The 21,153-nt window shown below is 56.3% G+C and carries 11 protein-coding genes; 4 read left to right on the forward strand and 7 right to left on the reverse strand.

Annotation, left to right across the window (positions count from 1 at the left end):
- Positions 1–134 precede the first annotated feature (134 nt).
- Positions 135–3,002 (reverse strand): hypothetical protein, encoded by a 2,868-nt coding sequence (locus Fuma_RS32425; protein ID WP_077027766.1) that lies wholly within the window; start codon positions 3,000–3,002, stop codon positions 135–137.
- Positions 3,003–3,431: 429 nt separating this feature from the next.
- Between Fuma_RS32425 and Fuma_RS32430 the strand changes: the two genes are divergently transcribed.
- On the forward strand, positions 3,432–3,725 hold the full coding sequence (locus Fuma_RS32430; protein WP_077027767.1) for a transcriptional regulator: 294 nt from the start codon (positions 3,432–3,434) through the stop codon (positions 3,723–3,725).
- Positions 3,726–3,807: 82 nt separating this feature from the next.
- Here Fuma_RS32430 and Fuma_RS32435 read toward each other — a convergent pair whose 3' ends face one another.
- The 4 genes from Fuma_RS32435 to Fuma_RS32450 form a co-directional block, all read right to left on the reverse strand.
- Positions 3,808–5,625, reverse strand: coding sequence for an IS1634 family transposase (locus tag Fuma_RS32435; protein ID WP_077027768.1), 1,818 nt, complete (start codon positions 5,623–5,625; stop codon positions 3,808–3,810).
- Positions 5,626–5,874: 249 nt separating this feature from the next.
- Positions 5,875–7,791 (reverse strand): outer membrane protein assembly factor BamB family protein, encoded by a 1,917-nt coding sequence (locus tag Fuma_RS32440; protein WP_099091844.1) that lies wholly within the window; start codon positions 7,789–7,791, stop codon positions 5,875–5,877.
- A gap of 61 nt (positions 7,792–7,852) precedes the next feature.
- Positions 7,853–10,060, reverse strand: coding sequence for a PQQ-like beta-propeller repeat protein (locus Fuma_RS32445; RefSeq protein WP_077027769.1), 2,208 nt, complete (start codon positions 10,058–10,060; stop codon positions 7,853–7,855).
- A 164-nt stretch (positions 10,061–10,224) separates the two neighbouring features.
- The gene (locus Fuma_RS32450) at positions 10,225–12,069 is read right to left on the reverse strand and encodes a hypothetical protein (protein WP_077027770.1); all 1,845 of its coding nucleotides are present in this window, start codon (positions 12,067–12,069) and stop codon (positions 10,225–10,227) included.
- Between the two features lie 175 nt (positions 12,070–12,244).
- Between Fuma_RS32450 and Fuma_RS35060 the strand changes: the two genes are divergently transcribed.
- Positions 12,245–12,826 carry a hypothetical protein gene (locus tag Fuma_RS35060; protein ID WP_145944497.1) on the forward strand — a complete coding sequence of 194 codons (582 nt, stop codon included), beginning with the start codon at positions 12,245–12,247 and terminating at the stop codon, positions 12,824–12,826.
- 196 nt (positions 12,827–13,022) lie between these two features.
- On the opposite strand, the gene Fuma_RS32460 is transcribed toward Fuma_RS35060, so the two are convergent.
- Positions 13,023–13,427 carry an acyl-CoA thioesterase gene (locus tag Fuma_RS32460; protein ID WP_229360794.1) on the reverse strand — a complete coding sequence of 135 codons (405 nt, stop codon included), beginning with the start codon at positions 13,425–13,427 and terminating at the stop codon, positions 13,023–13,025.
- Between the two features lie 33 nt (positions 13,428–13,460).
- Between Fuma_RS32460 and Fuma_RS32465 the strand changes: the two genes are divergently transcribed.
- Together Fuma_RS32465 and Fuma_RS36515 are read left to right on the forward strand one after the other, a co-directional pair.
- The gene (locus Fuma_RS32465; protein ID WP_077027772.1) at positions 13,461–13,847 is read left to right on the forward strand and encodes a gamma-glutamylcyclotransferase family protein; all 387 of its coding nucleotides are present in this window, start codon (positions 13,461–13,463) and stop codon (positions 13,845–13,847) included.
- A gap of 538 nt (positions 13,848–14,385) precedes the next feature.
- Positions 14,386–18,381, forward strand: a complete 3,996-nt coding sequence (locus tag Fuma_RS36515) for a hypothetical protein (protein WP_077027773.1) — start codon at positions 14,386–14,388, stop codon at positions 18,379–18,381.
- A 672-nt stretch (positions 18,382–19,053) separates the two neighbouring features.
- On the opposite strand, the gene Fuma_RS32475 is transcribed toward Fuma_RS36515, so the two are convergent.
- Complete coding sequence (locus tag Fuma_RS32475; protein WP_083732483.1) at positions 19,054–21,144, reverse strand: DUF2079 domain-containing protein; 2,091 nt, start codon at positions 21,142–21,144, stop codon at positions 19,054–19,056.
- Positions 21,145–21,153 lie beyond the last annotated feature (9 nt).

Below are 21,153 nucleotides of genomic sequence, written 5' to 3' on the forward strand. Positions count from 1 at the left end.
AAACTGAGCGGGATTTGGTTAGACAGGACACGGTCTTCGAGCCTATCGATCGCGGCACACGATATCGATTACAGCGTTATCTGCAAGGTCAGGGCCGAGTCACCACAGCGGGCGGGCGGACATTCTCAGGGAAACTAAGGATTCGCGTATCCTGCGCCCTGCACTCGGGAACGACTTTCGCTGACCGGAACCGCCGGATTCGCACTCTGATCAGCCTTCAGGCCAACTGCCGGTGCCAAAGCGCCGGGTGACGCCGCTGCCGGCCTGCGAACCACGCTAAAGTCGTCGACATAGACTTCGGCCGGCCCTTTAAGTCCCAGCCAGATCTTGTAGAGGCCGCTTTCTGACGCTTCACGGTAGATTGTTACTTTTTGCCACGAAGGTTCGAGTGTCGGATTCACCGCCAGCTCCGGACCGAGATCGCTGTCAAAAATCAGCAACGGTGCAGGCTGAAGAGTCTGAACGCCCTGGCCGAACCGCACTTTGACGGTGATTTCCAGCAGGTCGCCTTTATCGACCGTCAATTCAGGGCATTGCACAAGAAGGGCTGGCTGATTCGAATGGGAAGCGGTTTCCGACCGCGGCCAGGCACGCATGATCATGACTTGATTGCGTCCACCGGATTCCGTATGAATTTCTGCGCTGGCGTAGAACTGCTTTTCCTGAGTTACCACGGGTTTCCAGTTGCCGTCTGAAAGCAGCCGAAAGCTATCGAAGTTTCCGGATGGCAGCATATTTTGAGAGGGCATCCGTGACCGCATGTCCGCCATCATTTGCCAGTGGTCGCCGAGCGTTGAAAAGCTGATTGTATGCGGGCTGGCTGTTGGTCCGGGCAGCGTTGAAACGGCTCGCTGCCAATAGCGGTTTTGAGCGGACCGGGTTTCGCGCATGGCGGCCTTAGCCAGACTTTCTGTGCCAGGGTAGTCGCTGCGGGCGAATGCCTGTTCCGCGCGGGCAAGCAGGCTGTTGGCGAAATCCAGCTTTCGAAGCGCGGCGCTATCTTCACCTGCCACGGCATCGATTCTGTGGCAGGTTTCGGAAACGCGCGCTAGCTTTAATTTGGCGAGTTCGACAAACAGCGTGGCGGCTGTCTGAGCACGCTCCTGAACTCGCGCGGCCAGTCGCTGGCGTTCGCTAAGGTCTGACGTCACGAGCACTAACGCAAGTTGATCAAAGTCGTCCAGTTCAACCTTCAGACCACCGGCCGTCGGCTGTCGGCGAATCCCACGCACGCCTGTCGGTGTGACTCGCCATGCTGACGCCGTTTCGGTGGCGTTGACGACCAGCGACGTCGCGGACGCGTACATTGGCTGCGGGACGAACTGCGAATTGGGATTCCAAAACGCGGCTAAGATCAGAGACGTTCCCGGGCTGTTGATCACAGCGGCATCCGGGCCATCAGGAGCTTCTGTGTAGTTGACGGACTTGATGGGCGACGACGGCAAAAAGTCGTCGGTCCAGGACTTCGTTTTTCGACCTGCAGTCGCTTCCGCCGTTGCCAACGGGATTGGAATGTGGCGATCGACGTGGCCCTTGATCAGCAGTGGTTCCAGAATTTCCAGATACAGATTCGCGAGTTGAATTGCTTTGGTGGTTTCCAGATCAGCGGACAGATTCGGTAGTAACCGCCGAGTCTTCCAGAATCCGATGCCTCGCGAACCGGCCGACAGACACGAAACCATTTGCATCAGAATCTGTTCCGGCTCAACCACAGCAGCCGTTGAATTCGTGTCGCGTCGCCATGCGACGATGCCGGGCGGATGTTCGGTTTGAATCCATTCCCACGGCAGCGTGAGCTGCGCCGAAGCGTTTTGTCTCAGGAACGAACGATTGCGCGATTCGCCGAAGGACGTCAAACCGCCAACACTGTTTTGGCTGATTCCTACGAAGTCGATTTTTCGCGATGCGACGCCTTCTGCCGTGATGACGTCGGCCATTAACGGACGCCGCAGTGTGCGATCCGCGCTGCGGACTTCTCGTGCCCATGCCAGCAGGTGCGGCAGTTGAGTGGATCGAATCGACGTGCCCAGGTACCACACGTCGGGCAGAGGAAACTGTTGTTCCAGCGGCGGCAATCCCTGTAGCGGGTTGCTGAAATCGGCTGGATCGAAATCCGGATGCGGGGGTGTGGCCATCACCAGGATTTTACGGCGAATGAACGCCTGCATGCGTTCCGAGGCACTCAAGTCCGGCACCCACACGGTGTTCACGCCGACACTGTCGAAAAATTCCAGAGCTTCTCCATGATCCGGAATGAACCTTGAATACACGGCTTTGTGATCAACCAGAATGCGGTTGCGTTCGATGTTGACGCGAGCCTGCAGCACGGGAGCGTTCGAATCTGATACCAGCATCGCGTTCGGAAGCGCCGCAGGGGCCACGGTTGGACCGTACTCACAGGCCGACACGTCGACGTAAGACGTTCCCTTGTGCAGTTCCGCCACAAGCACGCAGCCGTTGACGTAGGCCCCCGATCGATTGATGTCAGGCTGCTTGATCTCTGCACGTAGCTCTCGCATCTTGGCCTGAATGGCGGCAGCAGAAATCCTGACCGCGGTCTTCTGCCATTTCTCAGCGGCCTGATATCGGTCGCCAAAGATGATTGTTTGAAGGGGGGCTCCCGTTCGCGGATCGGTTTGTTCAGGGAGAACAACCTGTAGCCCGAACCGGACGCCTCGTTGGCTGGAGTTGATGTTGACGGCCGCTTCAAATCCGTCCATCAACAACGCTGGGGATCGAGCGATCTGTAACTGAACCGTTTGGAAATCGCGAGCCGACTGAAATCTAAAGCGGTGGAAGGCGATCTCACCTTCGTTTTGTTGGTTGTGTTCGACAACCTTCACAGGCGGCGGCAACGGCACAACGACCGTCCAGCCAGTCGCGTCCGATTCCATGGTGAGCCCCGTCGCTGGCAACAGCAGGCTGCATGCGGCGACAATCCATCGAAGCGGCTGGCTTGTCCATGCGATGGAGGAGTCCGGTTGCGAATAGTTGAGCGACATCCGTGTCACCGTTTGACTTTTCCGAGCTTCAGCTGGGTGAAGGTGTGATTGCGGTAGCCTAACGTGGGCGAGCCCACAGCCGATTGGAGCTGCCGCTCCGAAACACTCCCGTTGGTCGTTCTGCAATGACGCGCGCACGGCACGCTGCTGTGTCAGTGCCAGACTCTAACAGAATCCGTTTTTTGGCCCGAGACCAGTATTTCGCCTGGGATTGGGGCGGTCCGAGGAGGTTTGGCAACACCAGAATCAACAACCTACGCGACCTTGGCAACTTTTGACGGTTTTACTGAGTTGTGCAATTTCGAAGTCGACGCCATTCTGACCGATCGACGACCGGTATTTCCGTGTTCGAGCCGCAATTTGCTTGCCACGGCTCACTGCCAGCGTAACAATCACTGGTGAAACGGAACCCCGAAGGAAGTGGCAGTTATGAGCGTCCCAAAACGATTCCAGCATTCCAACAATGATGATCTGCCTGCTGAACTGCAGGAGTTGGGTGAGCTGCTGGAGGAAATGGATACGGACCGTCGGCAGGAATTGCTGGTTTCCTACAACCGAGTCACAGAATCCGTGCTGCGGCGTCGTCGAATCTTGGGGCTGGTTCAGGAAGCACTGTCGCAATTACGACTCGACGTGAAATATCTGATGTTCGACCTCGAAATGACACGCCGCGAACGCGACGAGCTGCAGGCTCGCATCGAAGGCGAAGAACGCGGTTTCTAGATCGCTTCGCCTGATTAACCCAACTTCCCCAACTCAAGTCACGAAGGCAGTGTTTTGTGCGGTGAGCGGCAAGAAGTTTCCACTACATTTGCTTTTGGATTATTTTCGAGGGCAGTTTGAGATTCAGTTTTTCCAGAAGAATCTGTTGATGGTCGGAGGGCTTTGACACGCAGCGAGTACGGATCTCCGGGCCGGTGCGAGTGGGCAGGACGACGTCCATCGAACGGATCTCCGACAGCTCCGCAAGCACACGTCGCGGTTCGTCGCCCAGCCCTGCTTTGCTGCACAGCTGGCCGAGCGTCTTCCACAGCACATACGCCAGAAAACACACGAAGATGTGTGCCAGAACACGTTCCTCCTTCTGATGCCAGATCGGGCGGATCGAAAGATCGCTTTTGTGAATTCGGAACGCGGCTTCCGCTTCGGTCAGTTGGATGTATGCCTTCCAAAGTTCTTCGTCGGACCAGTCGCTGACATTGGTTCGCAGCAGATAGCATCCGGAACTCAGAGTCGCCCAGTCACGCGTGGCTTCGATCTTTGACCATTCGATGCGTGCGGCCCCGTCATCTGTCTTCGTGACTTTCACGTCGAAGAGCTTTGCCGCTCGAGTGTTCTTTCCGAGCAGCCGGCCGATCTCACGTTCGACCTTCATCGGGTCGCGTTTCTGTTTATCGCACCGCGCCGTCATGCGGATGAGCGACTCTTCGATCTTCTTTTCGAAGCGCTGTGTGATCGCTTCTTCCTTCTTTGATCGATCGCGACTGCGACACAGGATGAATGTCTCCGGCGATGTGTTGCAGTCTTCCGATTCATCCGGATCGTCGCTGCCGGGCCACGGCACGACCTTGACTTCCAGGCCATCGCGAATGCTGGTCCAGTCTTCCTTCAGCAGCTCGTGTTCAAACTTCTTCAGCATCGATTTGGGAGTGCCGACGATGTAGCGTCGACCGCCTTCGCGCAGGAATTCGATGTTGTCTTCCGACACCATGCCGCGATCCATGACCCAGATGCGATCGCTTTTCCCGTAGCGTGCTTCCATCGTTTCGACGATGTGTTCCACGGTAGTAACGTCGGCCGTATTGCCGGCAAACACCTTGTATCCCAGCGGCATTCCGCATCGAGACACCACCAGCCCGATGCAGACCTGCTTGCAGTCGCTGCGGTTATCGCGCGAATAGCCACGCTGAGCCAGCGGATTGTGTTCGGCCTGACCTTCGAAGTAGGTACTTGTGATGTCATACATCAGCAGGTCGTATTCGAGATCGAACAGATGGCCAAGGCGATTCTTCAGATGCGTTTCCAATGCGTCCTTGTGTGGCAGCAACTGATCGAGCGTGCGGTACAACCGATTGTCGTCCACGCGGTCTTCGCTCACGCCGAGCAGATCGGGCAGCGCCGTTTTCGGATACCATTGTTCGGCCGTGAACAGTTCACTGGCGGGTTCGAGGAGCCGGGCAATGATCAGAATCAGCGAACTCACATCCCAGCCGACCAGTTCGCGACCTTCGGGGATCGCGTTGTTCAGAAATGTGTCGAGCTGCAGCGTGCGAATCAGGTGCAGAGCCATCCACGGTCCGCCGAACTGCCGCAGGTTTTCCACACGAACTCCGGCGGCGTTGACTTCAACCCATCGCGGAGCGACAGCCGTCGCGTCGTCATCAAATTCGAATTGCATCTGTCGACTGAGCGGCTGCGATCGATCGCCCGTTGCCGCCGTAGCATCGGTATCGGCCAGAACTTCCGCCGCCTGCTGCACACCCAGTCGCCCGGCTTCGTCAAGCTTCCCCAGCCACGCGACCACCCGTTGCCGCGGCCCACTGGCCGAGCGATACGATTCGACCAGCGCCCAGTAGGCGTGGCGACGACCGTTTTTGATCCGATGGCATTGGCGAATGAACATGATCGCAAATGCTACCGACGGATCTCCGACCAACCAGATCAGAGGTCGTCACTACATCGTGTTTCAGATTTCAAACGCTGGACTTTCGGAAAATCGATGACAAAAACACGCCCAATAAATTCTCTGCAACCACATTTTGTGCCGCTGCTGGGGAAGTTGGGTTAATACAAGATCGATACAAAAAAAGCCCGTCTCGCTGATGTCAGCAGGACGGGCTTTTGGTCTATTCAGGCCAAGGCGTTTGCCATCCTATTTGATTTTGATGGCGTACAGACGCGACCTGTCTGAAACGTACATTCTGCCGTTCGCGATTGTCGGCGTGCTGTAGATTGACGAATTGAAGGTCTTGGTGGCCACTTCTTCAAGCTTATCGCCAGCCTTCAGAATGATCATTTCGCCGTCCTCATCGCCCAGTAGGACGTGGCCATCGATCACCATTGGTGAACCCCAGACCGCTGCGAACGTGTCAAATACCCATTTCTGCTTGCCGGTCTTGAAGTCGATGCAGTGCAGAAAGCCACTTAAGTCTGGGGCATAGACCAAACCATCCGAGATTGCCACGGTGGAAATTGTGCGACGGAAGATAAGGCCGTTTTCTTCGCCCGTCACGCTGCCGTCCTCATCGACGCCACCATAGTGCCAGATCTGACCGCTGTTTGGGTTCTCTTTATAGCTCTCGCCATCAGCAATCATTGGGCTGACGTCACCCTTCTTTGTTGCATCGATGCGAAACAAGTGACCGACGCCTTCTCCGTGTTCCGGGTCCTGACCGACGGCCAGAACAATGCTGCCGTCTTTGAAGACAGGCGTGGAGATAATTGCGTTTCGAGTTCCTCGACCGCCCAGTTCCCATGCGGAATCTTTCGGGTTGAGGTCAAACCACCAGATCAGCTCGCCGGATTCAACATCGTACGAATACAGCACACCGTCGCCACCGGGCATAAAGACCTGAGCCTTGCCGTTGACTTCACCGATGGCTGGTGAACCCCATTGTCCGTGCAGAATGTTGTTGAACGGTGCCGGAGCTTTCGAATCGAGTGCTGGAGAATTGTCTTCCCAAACGACTTCGCCAGTCTTCTTGTTGACGGCGATAAAGCAGGGAGCTCGCGGTGACGGTACTTCAAGGTGAGCTTCATCCACACCATTGGAGGTGACCAGCAGAATCAGGTCGCCGTGAATCACGGGTGAACTTGTTGCCAAGTTGTGAGGAAACACACCCAGTTCTTCGATCATGTCGAGCGACCAGACAATATCTGCATCCAGTTCCTCGGTGTCCGCTTCGTCTTTGTACGGCCCATTGTTCTCGCCATCGTGGAAACCTTCCACGTCGATACACATCAGTTCGCAGCGATTGGTTGCCACGTACAAGCGGCCGTCTTCGATGCACGGAGTCGAGCAGATGCCCTGCTCCGGCCAGTCGTTGACTCGACCCTGAGGCAGCTTTTCACGAGTCAGCTGCCACAGGAACTTGCCGTCTTCTTCGTTGAAGCACAGTACGCAACCGCGGTCGCCCTTGTGGTTTTCGCGGTACTCACCACCGTTGTTGGTGCCGACAAAAACCTTGCCGCCAGCGACGATGGGATTGCCGTAGGTTTGAGATCCCAGAGTGGCGGTCCAAAGAATGTTCTTGCCGTCCTTCGCGTCTTCGGCAGCCTCAAAATCCAAGCTAATGCCGGTCGTTGAGTTAACCATGTTGCGCGACGGGTCACCGCCCCACATGCTCCAGTCGCCAGACGACTTGCCTGCCGCCGCTTCTTTCGGTGCCGGCTTTGCAGCGGCTGCTTTAGGTTCGGCAGCCGCTTCTTTGGCAGCCTCTTCCTTTGCGATCGCTACTTTGGTGGCAGCCGCTTCTTCTGCCTTTGGTGTCGCGGCAGCCGTGTCTTCTTTGGCAGGGGCTTCTTCTTTCGGCGCCTCAGGTTTTTCTTCGGTCGTGGCCGGTTCCTGCATGTCTGGCTTTTCGTCGACAGCCGGTGCGGCAGCTTCTTCCGACGAATCTTCTGTAAGTTCCGGTTCGGCGAGTGGCTCCTGATCCGGTTCGAACGGAGCTCCACCGCCTACGCCGCTGCCACCTTCGGGCTCAACCATATCATTTTGAGCGGCCGGCGGGGCACAGCCGGAAACAACAATTGCCGCCAGTAACGGCAACGCTAACCAATGGGTTTTCATTATAGGATTTCCTTAAATCAGGTGATTCAACAAATGGGGAGATACTGCTACGAGGCAGACTCTATTCCGTGACCATCACGTTGTCGAAATAGCATTCCGCCAGCGAGTACGTGTACAGGCCAGGAGCTCCATTCAGATTTGCATGCGGGTCGACCGCTTCGATCGTCCACTCTTCGGGTTCGTCCGTACCACGTTCCCATACCTTGCCGTAAATATGAGCTCCATCATCCTTAATCCCGACGGTGACTTTCATGGTGTACCACTTGTCAGGATCGGATCGGAACTTCACTTCTTTAGCCATTCGCAGATGCGGAGCCCAGCTTTGAACCTGCACCTTGCCGGTGTTGCCTTTAAGAATCAGGTTGTAGCGATGAGCGGTTAGCCCGATGCTGGGCAGCTTGCGTTTTTCTTCTCGCATCAGCACATCCGCCTGAACGGTGTACCCTTTCTGTTCCGGGAAGCCGATCCACATGTTGGCACTGGGTTTCCCTTTGCCAACCCCTTTGATCAAGGCCGTGGTGCCGTCAACTTCTGATGGTTGCAGCTTCAGAAACGCATTGATCCACGTGGGAGGAACCTGCTTGCCTTTGTAGCCTTCGAAGTCCCATTTCCACGGCATCGGCGGGAAGGTTCGCATACGAGCAACAGACGTCAATTCGCCTGACTTCGCTGTGAGTTCGAAACCCTGTTCCGGAGCATCTTCAGCAACGGTCAGCTTCTTGCCGTCAATTTTGACGCCCTTTACGCCTTCGGCCACGCTGATCTCAGCATCGACTTCACCGATCAGACGCCCGTTCTTGTCGAAGCCAAGAATGGTGTATTCCTGTTCGCCACCTTTGAAGACTCGCGCCTCATAAGGTCGAATCTGAATCGATGCAACTTCACTGCCCGCGTCTGATTCTTTCAACGGTGTGATTTCGTGCTGAGTACGTTTGCCGGCATTTTCGTTTCCAATCGCAATCGTACGGTCGCGAGTCACAAAGAAGACTCGACCGTCAGAAACAGCCGGAGTTCCATAGATCTCGTCCAGGCCGTTGCCGTCAGCGGCTGTCAGAGTGACTTTTGACAGCGATTCGCATTTTTCGCGAGACACCTTCAGGATGTGAATATTGCCGTTCACTTCCATCACGTACATTTTGCCGTCAGCGATGACAGGAGACCCTTTACCAACGGTCCCCAAACTGTATTCCCACAGTTCTTCGCCCGTCTTGCTGTCAAACGCATGTAGCTTGCCCGTGTCGGCAACGACATAAAGCACACCCTCATGGACGATCAAGCCTGTGTAGCCAGCCTTAATTCCGTCTTTGCGCCACACGCTGTTGGATTCGGTAATGTCGCCTTTGCCTCGAGCGTCAATGCACTGAATGCGGCCGAATTCGAGGGTGTCGATATTGTCTTCACCATGAGAAATATAGACCAGGTGACCATCCACTGCCGGCGTTGCGTTCAGTCCACGCTTGGACATGTTGAACGACCACGCGTATTCACCTGTGCGGGCATTGATGGCATGCACGCCACCATCGGCACCGCCGCCGACCAACAGTCGCTGACCATCGACTACGGTGATGACCGGGTTCGAATAATTCGTATCCAGTGGTGGACCACCAACCTGTGAGGTCCACAACAATTCGCCGTTTGACTTATCGAAAGCGTGGTAAGTCATCTTTGGCGGTGGCGCGCCAGTCTTGCCCCAGTTCAGGCCGAAAAAGCCAACAATGATGCGGTCTTCGTCGATGAGTGGTGTCTGAGTTCGGCCGCCGTAACCGGAAATCTTGCCGTAATCTTCAAACAGGCTTCGCTCCCACAGCACTTTGCCATCGCGATCGTAGCAACGGAACAAACCGCTGACGGAATGCATGTAGACATTCTGAGTTTCAGGATCACCAACCATCGAGGCCCAACCGACTCGCGGTGCTGGGATGTCGGTCTGAAACACGTTGAACTTGTCGTCCCAAATCACTTCGCCAGTTGCGGCGTCGCGACAGACAACCTGTTCCTGAGCGTGGATCAACTCCGGGCTGCCCAGTGCGACATCATGGTTGGTGCGGCAGTTCAGGTAGACGCGACCGTCAATTACGATCGGTGCCGCTCGACCGCCGATGGGGGATTCCCACAGCAGGTTCTTGCCCGATGGGTCCCATGTTTCCACCAGACCGGTTTCGTGACTAACACCACTGTGTTCCGGGCCTCGCCAGGACGCCCAGTCGTCACTCAGGCCGCTGCCTTGCAGAGCCAGAATGAGAGCAGAGAACAGGCAGACAGATCTCATGTTTTTATTATCCTCATTGAAGTCGATGAAGGGCCTTCCGGCGGCGCGATTTGGCGACGACGGAGGGAGATGGCAGGCTGGTCTGGCGGGGACGTCCGGGAAGGCCAAACGCTGCTTGTTAGTGTATTCGAGTGACCGCCGAATGCAATCAAGCCGAAAGCAGGTTACACCCCTGCCGCCTCCGTCGTCACCGCTTCAAAGCGGGCGGGCTGTGTTTGCACGATTGAGCTGATTTTCCAGTTGCCTTCGACGCGTTTCAGAGCGATGTTTCCACAAAGCACCAATTGCCGCACATGGTTGTGGCCCCAATGGTAGACGGTCCCGCGAACTCGCCAAGTGGCTTGAACGTTAATTAAATCGGGCCGCTGGTCGAATTCAACGGCTTCCAACTGGTCGATCTCGACCGATTCCAGCGACACCAGCAACGCTTCTGATGATGTTGCCGAAAGTGTCTCACGGGTGTCCAGAAAAACCTGCTCCGCCAGGCCAGCGTCCAATACTTCAGACAGCCGGTCCAAAGCCTTGTGCTCATCCTGCTTGAGGACGGCTGTGTAGACCTGTTCCAGAAGGTGGTCAGCCAGCGCCCGAGTCTCTGCCTGGTCGACAACGTCAACTCGATCCGGCATTGTCGCCAGGCAGACTCCGCCCGTCACGAGGCCCACGACAAACAACAGCATGGCCAGCCGTCGGGACAGCACACGGCGATTACAAAATACCATGCCGAAAATCGCGGTCGTTGTGAGAAAGCCCACAACGGCGCCCCGGATACCCGGCCGATGCTGTTCACTACTCACCGGCTTCCACTGGTCTGGACGTTCCAGTTCAACTGCCGATTCGGCGGCTACCGATTTCTGAGCATCCACTGGCTCCGCAGACCAGCTGACAGCCGCTGACTGTTCGCCTCCTTCCACGAAAGGAAGGTTTTGAGCCGTCTGTGCCGCATCCGTAATGATCTCAACATTCCATTCGTCGAACGCCCCCGGCCGTTTTTGAAACGATAGTTCAACGTCCTGCACCGACACTGACGGACGGTACAGCATGCGGATGGCCGCCAGGGTGCCTAACACCGGCAATACGTCGCGTTCGCTGCCCGATGATTCAGCCGCCACCAGATCGTCTTCCATCGTGGAACCTGGAGGCACAAGTTGGAGCTGGACATCGCTACAGTCCTGTGTTTGGCCATCAACTGTTAGTCGAACATTAGCCCGCATCCAGGCCGCGACCTGCTGTTGCAATTCTGTCGCCGTGCTTTTATCGAGTGTGGAATCATCTGCCGCTTCATCAGAGTGCGCCAATGCGTTTACTACAGCCTCAGATTCCGAAACCGCGCCCAGCAACGAAAGCGGCGCGGTGAATTCGTGGACGATTGCGACCGGAGTGATCACCAATCGCGAAGATGCGGAATTGAAGGCTGAGTAGTTCAGCTGCTGCGATGTGTTCGGAAATACGACAGTATGAGGACGGTTCGGCGGGATAACCGAATCGAATCGTCGGCGTGAAGGCTGATGCTGCAGATGAAGTCGCAACTCACCCGGCTCAGTTAAATCGCGGTGCGTAAAATTATGAACGAAGCAGAGCGCGGCCAATGGCTGATCGTCATCCTCGCGTGCATATTCGATCTGCCATGATAGCTTCAATGACGAATCGGCAGACAGGTTAACGTCGCGGGCACCGTCATCTGATGAACCGTCGTCCCATTCCGGAACCGATCGGACGGTCGATCGCAGTCGGTGACCATTCTGGTCGAAGATTCTTAATTGGGTCTGCAGAGTTGCGGCGTGCTGCTTCAGGGCCGCTCGAAAAATGTCAGCGTCGACCGTTGTTTGGTCTTCAGGTAAATCGAGTTGGTGGCGTAGGACGTCGTCCAGAAAAACATTCAGCCGCACTTCGACCACGTCAGACACTTTCACCCAAGCATCTGTGTACGAAACGGGGTGCGCGTGGACGCTTGCTGTCATCAACAGCAGCATCAATCCGAAGATGGCGCAATCGCGAAAGTGGCAGGGCATGGGCCGATGGCTGGCGTTTGCAAAGGGAGGGAACCCACACGCGCGTTGAGCATGCGGCAGAGGGTGGCACGCCATTATGTCACCAACAGCGCATAAAAAAAGGTGGCATCCCTGCCACCGTTGTACTGAGCAATTCTGAGAATTACTGTCCGCTGTCTGTCTTAGACTTAGGCCTTTGGAGCTGATTCAGCTGGCTTTTCGGTCGCTGGTGCTGGAGGAGCAGGAGCGTCTTCTGCAGGTGGTGCAGGAGCGTCTTCAGCAGCAGGAGCTGGTGCATCGCCAGTTGCAGGAGCCGCAGTTGGAGCAGATGCTGCACCAGATGTCACGCCACAGCCACCAGCGCCGCAACCACCGCTTACGCCACAACCACCGGCACCGCAGCCAGTGCTTACGCCGCAACCGCCGCCACATGAGCTGCAGCCAACAGAGCTACCACACGAACCGCAGCTTGATGTGCCGCATGTTGAGTAGCTGGTACCACATGATCCGCAAGATGAAACGCCACAGCTTGAGTAGCTTGAGCCGCAAGATGAGGTCCCACACGAAGAGGTGCCGCAGCTTGAACAGCCTGAGCTGTACACTGGAGTTGCACAGCTTGAGTAGCTGGAACCGCAAGACGAACCACAGCTTGAATAGCTGCTGCTGCATGTGCTGTAACTTGGTGTGTAACACTGCGTTTGGCAGCGTGACCGGCATGGCCGACAACGACGACCAGCTTCAGCAGCTGGAGCCAGTGCCAATGCTGCAACGGCCGTGAGGAGTACGAAATTTCGCATCAACTTTTCCTTCTGGTATGTTCAAGGGAACCTCAAAAACATGAACCGCCACGACCAATTGCGGCGGTTCACTCGCGAAACAGCGTCAGAAGCTCATCACGAGTAGTGTACATTTCGGGCAGCGTAACTAATCCAGGCCGAATATGTCAATCATATTGCCTATTTTGGCATGTTTTGCTAAACACCCGTGATGTTGGCTAAATCGCTGGGAATACGCTGGACATTTCCGTTTTCGTCCACACAGGCGATGACCGAATCTGCGGAACACAGCAATTGCCCATCGCGAAAAATTTCGTAGTGATGTTCCAGCTTGGCAGGTGATTCGCGAGCGATACTGGTTTCCACCGTCAGCAGGTCGTCATACCGGGCGGGCCGTTTGAACTTGACCTGAATGCTGGCCACGACGAAATACAACTTCAGCTCTTCCATTCGCCGATAGTTGCCGCCTTGAGCTCGAAAAAGTTCCGTGCGCCCCATTTCGAAAAACGTGAGATAGTTGGCATGGTGCAACAGCCCCATGGCATCCGTTTCGCTGTAACGGACTCGGACATCGATCGAATGAGACTTCAGAGTGTCTGACAACGCAGAATACCTTTCTTTGCGATCACTGGTGTCGTGAAACCTAACAACGAAAAAAGCAACATCGCGAGCCTGATTTTCGTTTACGGTTCGTTGAAACGCGGCTTCTCACTGCACCATCACCTCGCGGACCATACTTTCATAGGAACGGCCCAAACACTGCCGCTTTACAGGCTGTTTGACTGCGGCGAATATCCCGCTTTAGTGGATGCGGCGACCGATGGGCAGTGCGTGAAGGGTGAGGTTTATCGTGTGTCGAAAGCTTGTCAATTGCAGTTAGACGAAGTCGAAGGCGTTGACGAAGGCTTGTACGAAAGACGAGAAATCCGGCTGGCCACTCCATACGAAGACGCGTCAGTTCAAGCCTGGTTTTATCTGCATCCCGTTGCTGGCTTGAAAGACTGCGGTCAGGAGTGGCCGTAGAGTTTTTCCGGACGTTTTTACTCCGCTGGTCATATTTTTTGCCTGCGATCAGTGCGAGCGACTGCAGCGATCGCGTATTTGCAGCGTCCTAGGCCCGCTACGCCCACTTCTACCACGCCAGTTGGCCAACACACCAACCGGTACGTGCGGCCTCGGCGGTTTTTGCGAGGTCACCGGAACCTGCATTCGGCGGTTCGCGCCATCGTTGGACCTGCATTCGGCAGGGCATGCCGGTAACGCCGTGCAGTGCGGCAAATCGGATTTTTTTTGGGATCTCTTAGCGTTCCGCCGTATTGACCTGACCGGAAGACTCAGGTTATCACCCCCACTCGCATCGCTTTGACGCGCTCAAAACGGGTATGTCTGCGGGACGGTGCGAAGGGTGTTTGAGCCGCTTGGAATTCAATCGGACCGGCACCTGCGGAAATGGACCCCATCAAGTTAGAAACAAAATACGTCGTTCGCATCTGAACGGCGGCAAGCAGTCTGCAGAGTTTCGGACAATTCTGCTGGGCCTGTCTTCAAGGAGGACTTCCAAGTGCAAAAGGCCATCGGATTCATCGCCTGTGTCTCGGTGATGGCTGCCTCGCTGTATCTGTTCAGCGGCGGCGACCCATCCCGAATTCTGTCAGCTCAAACGGAGTCGTCCCCAGCGGACGGTTACGGTTCGGCTGCTCGACGAATGTTAGACGACGCTCGTCAACTTGCTAAGCAAGGCAACGTCAAAGAGGCTCGCCGGTTGGCTGAGACTGCGGCGTCGTTGTCGGCCGACTGGCAGACGGGTGAACAGACGCCCCAGCAACTGCTGGCGGAACTGGATCGCGGGTTCAGCCTCGAGCCGAATTCGTTCGACGCGGCCAGCAGTGGAAAATGGAACACCACTGCCAAGCGAACGCCTGGCAGCAATCCGTTCTCCAACGGTCAATCACCAGCGGCAGCTGATTTCGGAGAAGCACCCCTTCCCGAGAACGCCAGCGTCGCGATGGTTAACAAACGCAAGGCTGATCGTTTGATGGCAGAAGCCAAACAGGCATTGCAGGCCGGAGACATTCCTGTCGCCCGAGCTCGCGCCATGCAGGCTCGCGCTATGAAGAACGTCACCTGGGGATTGTGGGACGAACAACCCGATCAACTGCTGGCGCAAATCGATCGTGCTGAGGGTACAGAAACCTTCTTCGCAGACGGTCGGACGTTAAACGCATCTTCACGAGGCGGTGAGTCCAACGCAGAGCAGACTTATCAGCAGGCCAGCGCACTTATTACTCAGGCTCGCGAGGCGATGGACGCGGGCAAACTGCAAACTGCACTCACACTGGCCCAGCAGGCAGACGCACTTCAAGCCTCTTACGGCCTGTACGAAGACACACCAGCAAATGTGATCCGAGAACTGCAGCATCTTTCCAGGGCCGGAGCGGCTCCTGCCATGGTCTTCCAGACTGACGAACAGTTCAGCGGTGGTTCATCGGCCGAAGAAGCTCGCGCCCGACAACTGGTCGGCGAAGCCCGCGACGCACTACGACAAGGTCGGCTGTCAGCGGCTCGTGAAAAAGCTGAACAGGCTCAAAACCTGAACGTGGCTTTCACTTTGATGGAAGATCGTCCGGAACTTGTCCTGTCTGATGTGAAGCACGCACTCGACGGCAACGGAGCGACGGCATTCTCGACCGGTGGCCCGGTTGACATGACTCCCGGCGACGTTCCTCTGCCAGTTCCGAACTCAGTGGTTGCGAATAGCGACGACCGGAAAATTGTCAGTGTCAGCAACACGCAGACAGACAACCCGTTCGTGATCAACCCTGTTGGTTCAAACACCAGCGAAACGGAAACTGAAGCGGCTGTGCCTCAGTTCCCTAAAATCAGCAGCGTGTCTCAAACATCCGAAACGTCGGACATGACTCCGATGGCACAATCTGATCCACTGGAAGACGCAACCAACGCTCTGGACGTTCGTTTCGCGAAACTGCGAATGGAAGTCATGAACTCCGTGTTCCGTGCGGAGAAGCTGAAGGAGAGGAACTCTGAAGAAGCCTTGGCTGTCCTGCAGCGAACAAGAGAAACAGTGGAAGGTGCCGGCCTGCCGGAAGAATCCACCAAAGCACTGACCAGTCACCTGGACCGTTCTGAAAAGAGCATCCAGACATGGATGGAACAACGAGCTCCCATCATTGCTATGGAACGCCGCAACGAAGAGATCAGGGCTCAAATCGAAATCGATGTTGAGAACCAGATTCGGATCGAGCAGGAATTTGTCGACCTGACCAATCAGTTCAACGAGCTGATGAAGCAGCGTCGCTATGCGGAAGCCGAACTGGTTGCCAACAAGGCAAAGGATCTGAATCCCAATCTGCCTCAGGCAGTTGTGATGGTTGAAAAATCGAAACTGCAGAAGCAGATTGCGTTCAATGAACGTCTGCGAGAAGACAAGGCCGACGGTTTTCTGAGTGCCATGAACGCTGTGGAACGAGCAGCGATTGCGACCGACGAAGACATCTCATTCGGCGACAACTGGGCTGAACTGACAAAGCGTCGCAGCGAACGTTACGGAAGCGCGGATGCTCGCATTCGAACCCCCAGCGAACTGAAGATTGAAAAGGCACTGAACGAAACGATCTCACTGCATTTTCATAACGTGCCGCTGACAGACATTGTCCGACACATCGCGATGACGCACGGGATTAACGTGTCTCTGGATACCCGGGCTTTGGAGACTGAGGGTTTGGCCGTCAACCAGGCCATTAGCATCGATGTGGATGAGATTACCCTTCGAAATGCATTGAAGCATTTGCTGGATCAGGCAGGTGGTTTGGTCTTCGATATCGAAAACGGAATCCTGGTCATTACCAATCGGTTGGCTCAGGACACAAAGTACGAAGCTCGTGTGTACCCCGTCGCCGACCTTGTGATTCCGATGGACCTGCAGGCCAATGACAAGGCCCTCGATGTCCGCGAGATGAACGGCGTCGGTCGGTCAGGCGGACTTGGTCTGTACCAATTGGAAGACGACCTGTCAGTCAGCATTGGCAGTAACGGCTCACCGAGAACTGCGAATCGTCGCTCAGCTCAGGACGGACCGGACTTCTCCGGATTGGTCGACCTGCTGACTTCGACGGTGGAACCAGGTTCGTGGATGCTGGATGGCGGTGCAGGCACTGCAGAAGGCAACGAGAATACGCTGAGCCTTGTAATTCGGCAAACACCAGCGGTTCATGAGCAGATTACGGACCTGTTAAGTCAGCTTCGACGTCTGCAGGATATTCAGGTGACCGTTGAAGTTCGCTTTATCAGCGTGACAGACCGATTCTTCGAACGCATCGGCGTCGACTTCGACTTCGGCGTACAGGATACGCTCGGGGATCCTCCGGGCACCCCAGCTTTTGGTTCGCGACAGTTGCAGTTCCCCGGTGCGGGAGCTGGCGGCGGCGGCCAGGGTGGCAACAACGCCGGGGGAGGAGACCTGCGAGGCGGCCAGCAAGGCGGCCAGCAAGGCCAACAGGGTACGACGACTGCGGGATTGTTTGACCCCATCCAGCGAGTCAACGCTCCGCGTGACGACTTCAGTCGCACCGTTGTTGGCTTGAGTAGCCCGGACGCATTCACGGAAGACTATGACATTCAATTCCGTCAGGGATCGTTCGAACTTGGTGTGCCGGACTTCGGTAACTTCAATCCTGACGCCGGTATTCAGGTCGGGATGGCGATTCTGAGTGACATCGAAGCCTTCTTCTTTATTCAGGCCGCTCAGGCGGATGAACGAGCGAACCTGTTGTTTGCTCCGAAGGTGACTTTGTTTAACGGGCAGAACGCAAGTATCACAGACCAGACGCAGCGACCGTTCGTTGCCGGACTGATTCCAGTGGTGGGAACTGGTGCCGTTGGCTTCCAGCCGATCATCAGCGTTATCCCGGAAGGTATTCAGCTGCAGGTTGTGGCGGTTGTGTCAGCTGACAGACGCTATGTACGACTCTCGCTCGCCCCGACGTTTACGTCGCTGCTGGACCTGTTCACTTTCTCCTTCGCTAGTGGCGGAGCGGGTGGCGGTGCAATCGGCGGTGGCCAACAAGGCGGCCAGGGTGGCGGCTTTGGCGGCGGCGGCGGTGGCGGCTTCGGCGGTCAGGGCGGCGGTGGTGGCTTTGGTGGCATCGGCGGTGGCTTCGGCGGCGGTCAAGGTGGCGGCGGTCAAGGTGGCGGCTTCGGCGGTCAGCAGGGCGGTCAGCAAGGCCAACAGGGCCAGGCAGGCGTCGGTGGCGGAACACTTACTGTTCAGCAGCCTGTGATTTCCAACATTACGATTGCCACGACAGTCAGCGTTCCGGACGGCGGCACAGTGCTGCTGGGTGGTATCAAACGTCTGCGTGAAGGTCGCAACATGGCCGGTGTACCGATTCTGAACAAGATTCCGTACGTCAGCCGACTGTTCAAGAACAGCGGTGTCGGTCGCGAGACCGAAAGCATCATGATGATGGTGACACCACGTATCATCATCCAGGAAGAAGAGGAGGAATTGATCCTTGGAACTTCGGGAACGGGTTTGTAAATAAAGCGACTGTTGGTTCGGAATTGCGGGTCTGTTCCAACAATGCTTCCGTTCGATACGGGTGCGGTCCGATCGAACGGGAATGACACTCGATCTCAATTGTTCCAGACAGGCCTTCAGAATTTTCTGAGGCGTCCGTCATAGGGTCCGGTCGCCACGAAATGCGGGTTTCGTGGCGACCTTTTTTATGCGCCGAAGTAGATCCATTCTCCCGGAAGCGACCTTCGGCTCAGGATGTCGAGTCTATTGCAGCCGGATCGATACCAGTCGTTTAACCCGCAGCCGAAGGCGCAGGCGTTGCAGGGGACGGCTGTATCGCAGCGTAAACGGAACACCCACGGACGCCGATCAGCGGACGCCTGCGCCTCCGGCTACGGGTTAAACGAACGGCTGGCTTCACCACCCAGGATTCGGCGAAGTGCCGCCCGGCGAGCGTCACCTATCGTAGATCCTTGTCTGCCGGAACGGATTTTCGACTCAGTATGTCGAGTCTATTACAGCCGGATTGATACCAGTCGTTTAACCCGCAGCCGAAGGCGCAGGCGTTGCAGGGGGCGGCTGTGTCGCAGCGGAAGCGGAACACTCACGGACCCGGGTCAGCGGACGCCTGCGCCTTCGGCTGCGGGTTAAACGAACGGCCGGCTTCGCCGCCCAAGGTTCGGCAAGCCGCACCTACTTGCGGCGTTCGAGCACAAGAAAGTGGCCGTTGGTCGTGTCTGGCAGCAGCCGCCACTCGGGATCATCCGCTTGAAGTTCGGGGACATCCTCTGGGCGGCGAATCTCGCTGTAACGATGCCCCGTATCGATCACGATGTAGTCCGTGTCCGGCGGCACACCCTTCTGATAGTTGTTGACCGCTCGCACATAGCCGCTGTAATCATAAGATCGTTCACAGTGAGTCAGCCGAGTGTGAATGTAATCGGTGGATGCCACTCGTGCGGACGGCGGAATTTGTTCCACGACACGATTCACCATTGCCGCGCGTTCCAGCATGGCGCGATCCGACAGCGTGTACAACGCTGTGCGACTGAACGGCGATTCAGTGGACCAAAATGTCAGGCCCAACGGCGTTGTGGAAGCTGGTAGCGATGTAAACAAACAGCACAGTAAAACCAGCAACGCGGCTGATGCGGCCGAGCCATTCCTGAACCGCGACAACGCGACAGCAGCCGCCCAAAATAGAACCGGCAGCAGCGGTGCATGAAAGTGGTGATACGGAATGGGCGGCAGGCTGCCGTCACCAAGCTGGATCAGGCTAAGCATCACAAACGTTAGCACACCCGCAGCCAGCAGGAACACTCGCCGCAGCGGCAGAAACGCCAGCGGCCCCAGAAACGTAACTCCATATAACAACGTGCGGAGACTGAAAATTTGAGTCAGCACTTTGGCCGGATGAGTGATCGTGGTTTGAATCAATTCGCGTGGACTGCGGCCCAGATCACCAAAGTAGCGGCTGTAATGCACAGCGGCCCCGGCTCGAAACGCCGGAATCACCACCAGCACGACAGCCAATAGGTACAGGACCGAAAAAGCGGCCATGCCGAAGCACCACCACTCGGCTTTGCGGTCTGTCTCCAGCGGCCGCCTTGGTTCTCCTGACTGCTCTTCGCCACTTTTAACGATCTTACGACGGCGTCGAAGAGCCAACATTCCCATCACGAGCATCAACGGGAAGGTGATCAACGCCATGTCTTCTTTCGCGGACAATGCCAGCACCAGGCATAAGGCCGCCAGCCCAAACCGACCCCGTTCGACCAAATCAATCAGCCAGAACAGAAACGGCAGTCCCAGCACTATGGGCCGAAACGTTTTCTGGTCGATCGCGATATCCAGAAAGTGCATCGGAAAGAAGAACAGCCATGCAATCCCCACCATCGCTGCGGCAGTCGCATCCTTCGAGTGCCGTTTGGCGATGCAGTAAATCGGAATCGAGCAGCTCGCGAGCGCCGCGGATTCCGCCATTTCCAACAGCAGATGGGAAGGCCAGAGCATATGTAACGGCAGCAGCAATAGGTGGATTACCTGAATGTGCTCGCCCAGAAAAAGGCCCTGATCCAGATAGCTTCGAAACCCCTTCCCGTGCCAAACGTTCCACAGGTGTTCTTCGTACATGGCCGAATCCCCGTGGGGAATCAGCAGGTTTTCATACAGACGATAATTCATCCAGAAGGAAACGGCCGCCCACGCAGCGGCGAACATCACCATCAGTGAAAATGCTGTTCTACCAGACAACTGCGCGACGTCAGGCCCACTGGTCGGCACAAACAGCAGTGCATCCAGCCACACCCACACCACAAACGCGATGCTCAACATCAGCCACAGCGGCAGCACGCCAGCTGCAAACTGCAGCACACCGGCGGCCCCGATGCTTCCGACCAACCACACCAGCCACCATGCCGATCCGATCAACAGCGCGTAGCTTGATGTCATAAGCGCATTTGCAATTCGAAGGTTTCGCTGCGGCTGGCCCAGACGGCGACAACGGAACCAAGCCGCTGCGATGGCGACGCCGCTGATCGAAAACACGCTAAGAAAAACCGGAAGCAATGTAACGGACGGTGTTCGGACTCCTGCTGCATTGACCTCAGCTGTCCCGCCCAGCAATGTTGCCAGCCAGAGATTGATGTCGTTGGGCCACAGCAGGCCGCGAGCTTCGTCAGACGTTACCAAGGCGGAAACCGCCCATGCGAATACGCCCACGGACGCCAAGAACAGCGTCGTCGCTTGCACCAGCCTTCGATTTTCCGGGCGAGATCTCATCATTGACCGAAA

Origin of the sequence: Fuerstiella marisgermanici (genome assembly GCF_001983935.1) — a bacterium.
In the GTDB taxonomy this organism is placed as follows: Bacteria; Planctomycetota; Planctomycetia; order Planctomycetales; family Planctomycetaceae; genus Fuerstiella; species Fuerstiella marisgermanici.

Excerpts from the sequence above, each read along its gene's own strand:
- Fuma_RS32425 (WP_077027766.1), bottom strand. The coding sequence starts at position 3,002 with ATGTCGCTCAACTATTCGCAACCGGACTCCTCCATCGCATGGACAAGC.
- Fuma_RS32430 (WP_077027767.1), top strand. The coding sequence starts at position 3,432 with ATGAGCGTCCCAAAACGATTCCAGCATTCCAACAATGATGATCTGCCT.
- Fuma_RS32435 (WP_077027768.1), bottom strand. The coding sequence starts at position 5,625 with ATGTTCATTCGCCAATGCCATCGGATCAAAAACGGTCGTCGCCACGCC.
- Fuma_RS32440 (WP_099091844.1), bottom strand. The coding sequence starts at position 7,791 with ATGAAAACCCATTGGTTAGCGTTGCCGTTACTGGCGGCAATTGTTGTT.
- Fuma_RS32445 (WP_077027769.1), bottom strand. The coding sequence starts at position 10,060 with ATGAGATCTGTCTGCCTGTTCTCTGCTCTCATTCTGGCTCTGCAAGGC.
- Fuma_RS32450 (WP_077027770.1), bottom strand. The coding sequence starts at position 12,069 with ATGCCCTGCCACTTTCGCGATTGCGCCATCTTCGGATTGATGCTGCTG.
- Fuma_RS32475 (WP_083732483.1), bottom strand. The coding sequence starts at position 21,144 with ATGATGAGATCTCGCCCGGAAAATCGAAGGCTGGTGCAAGCGACGACG.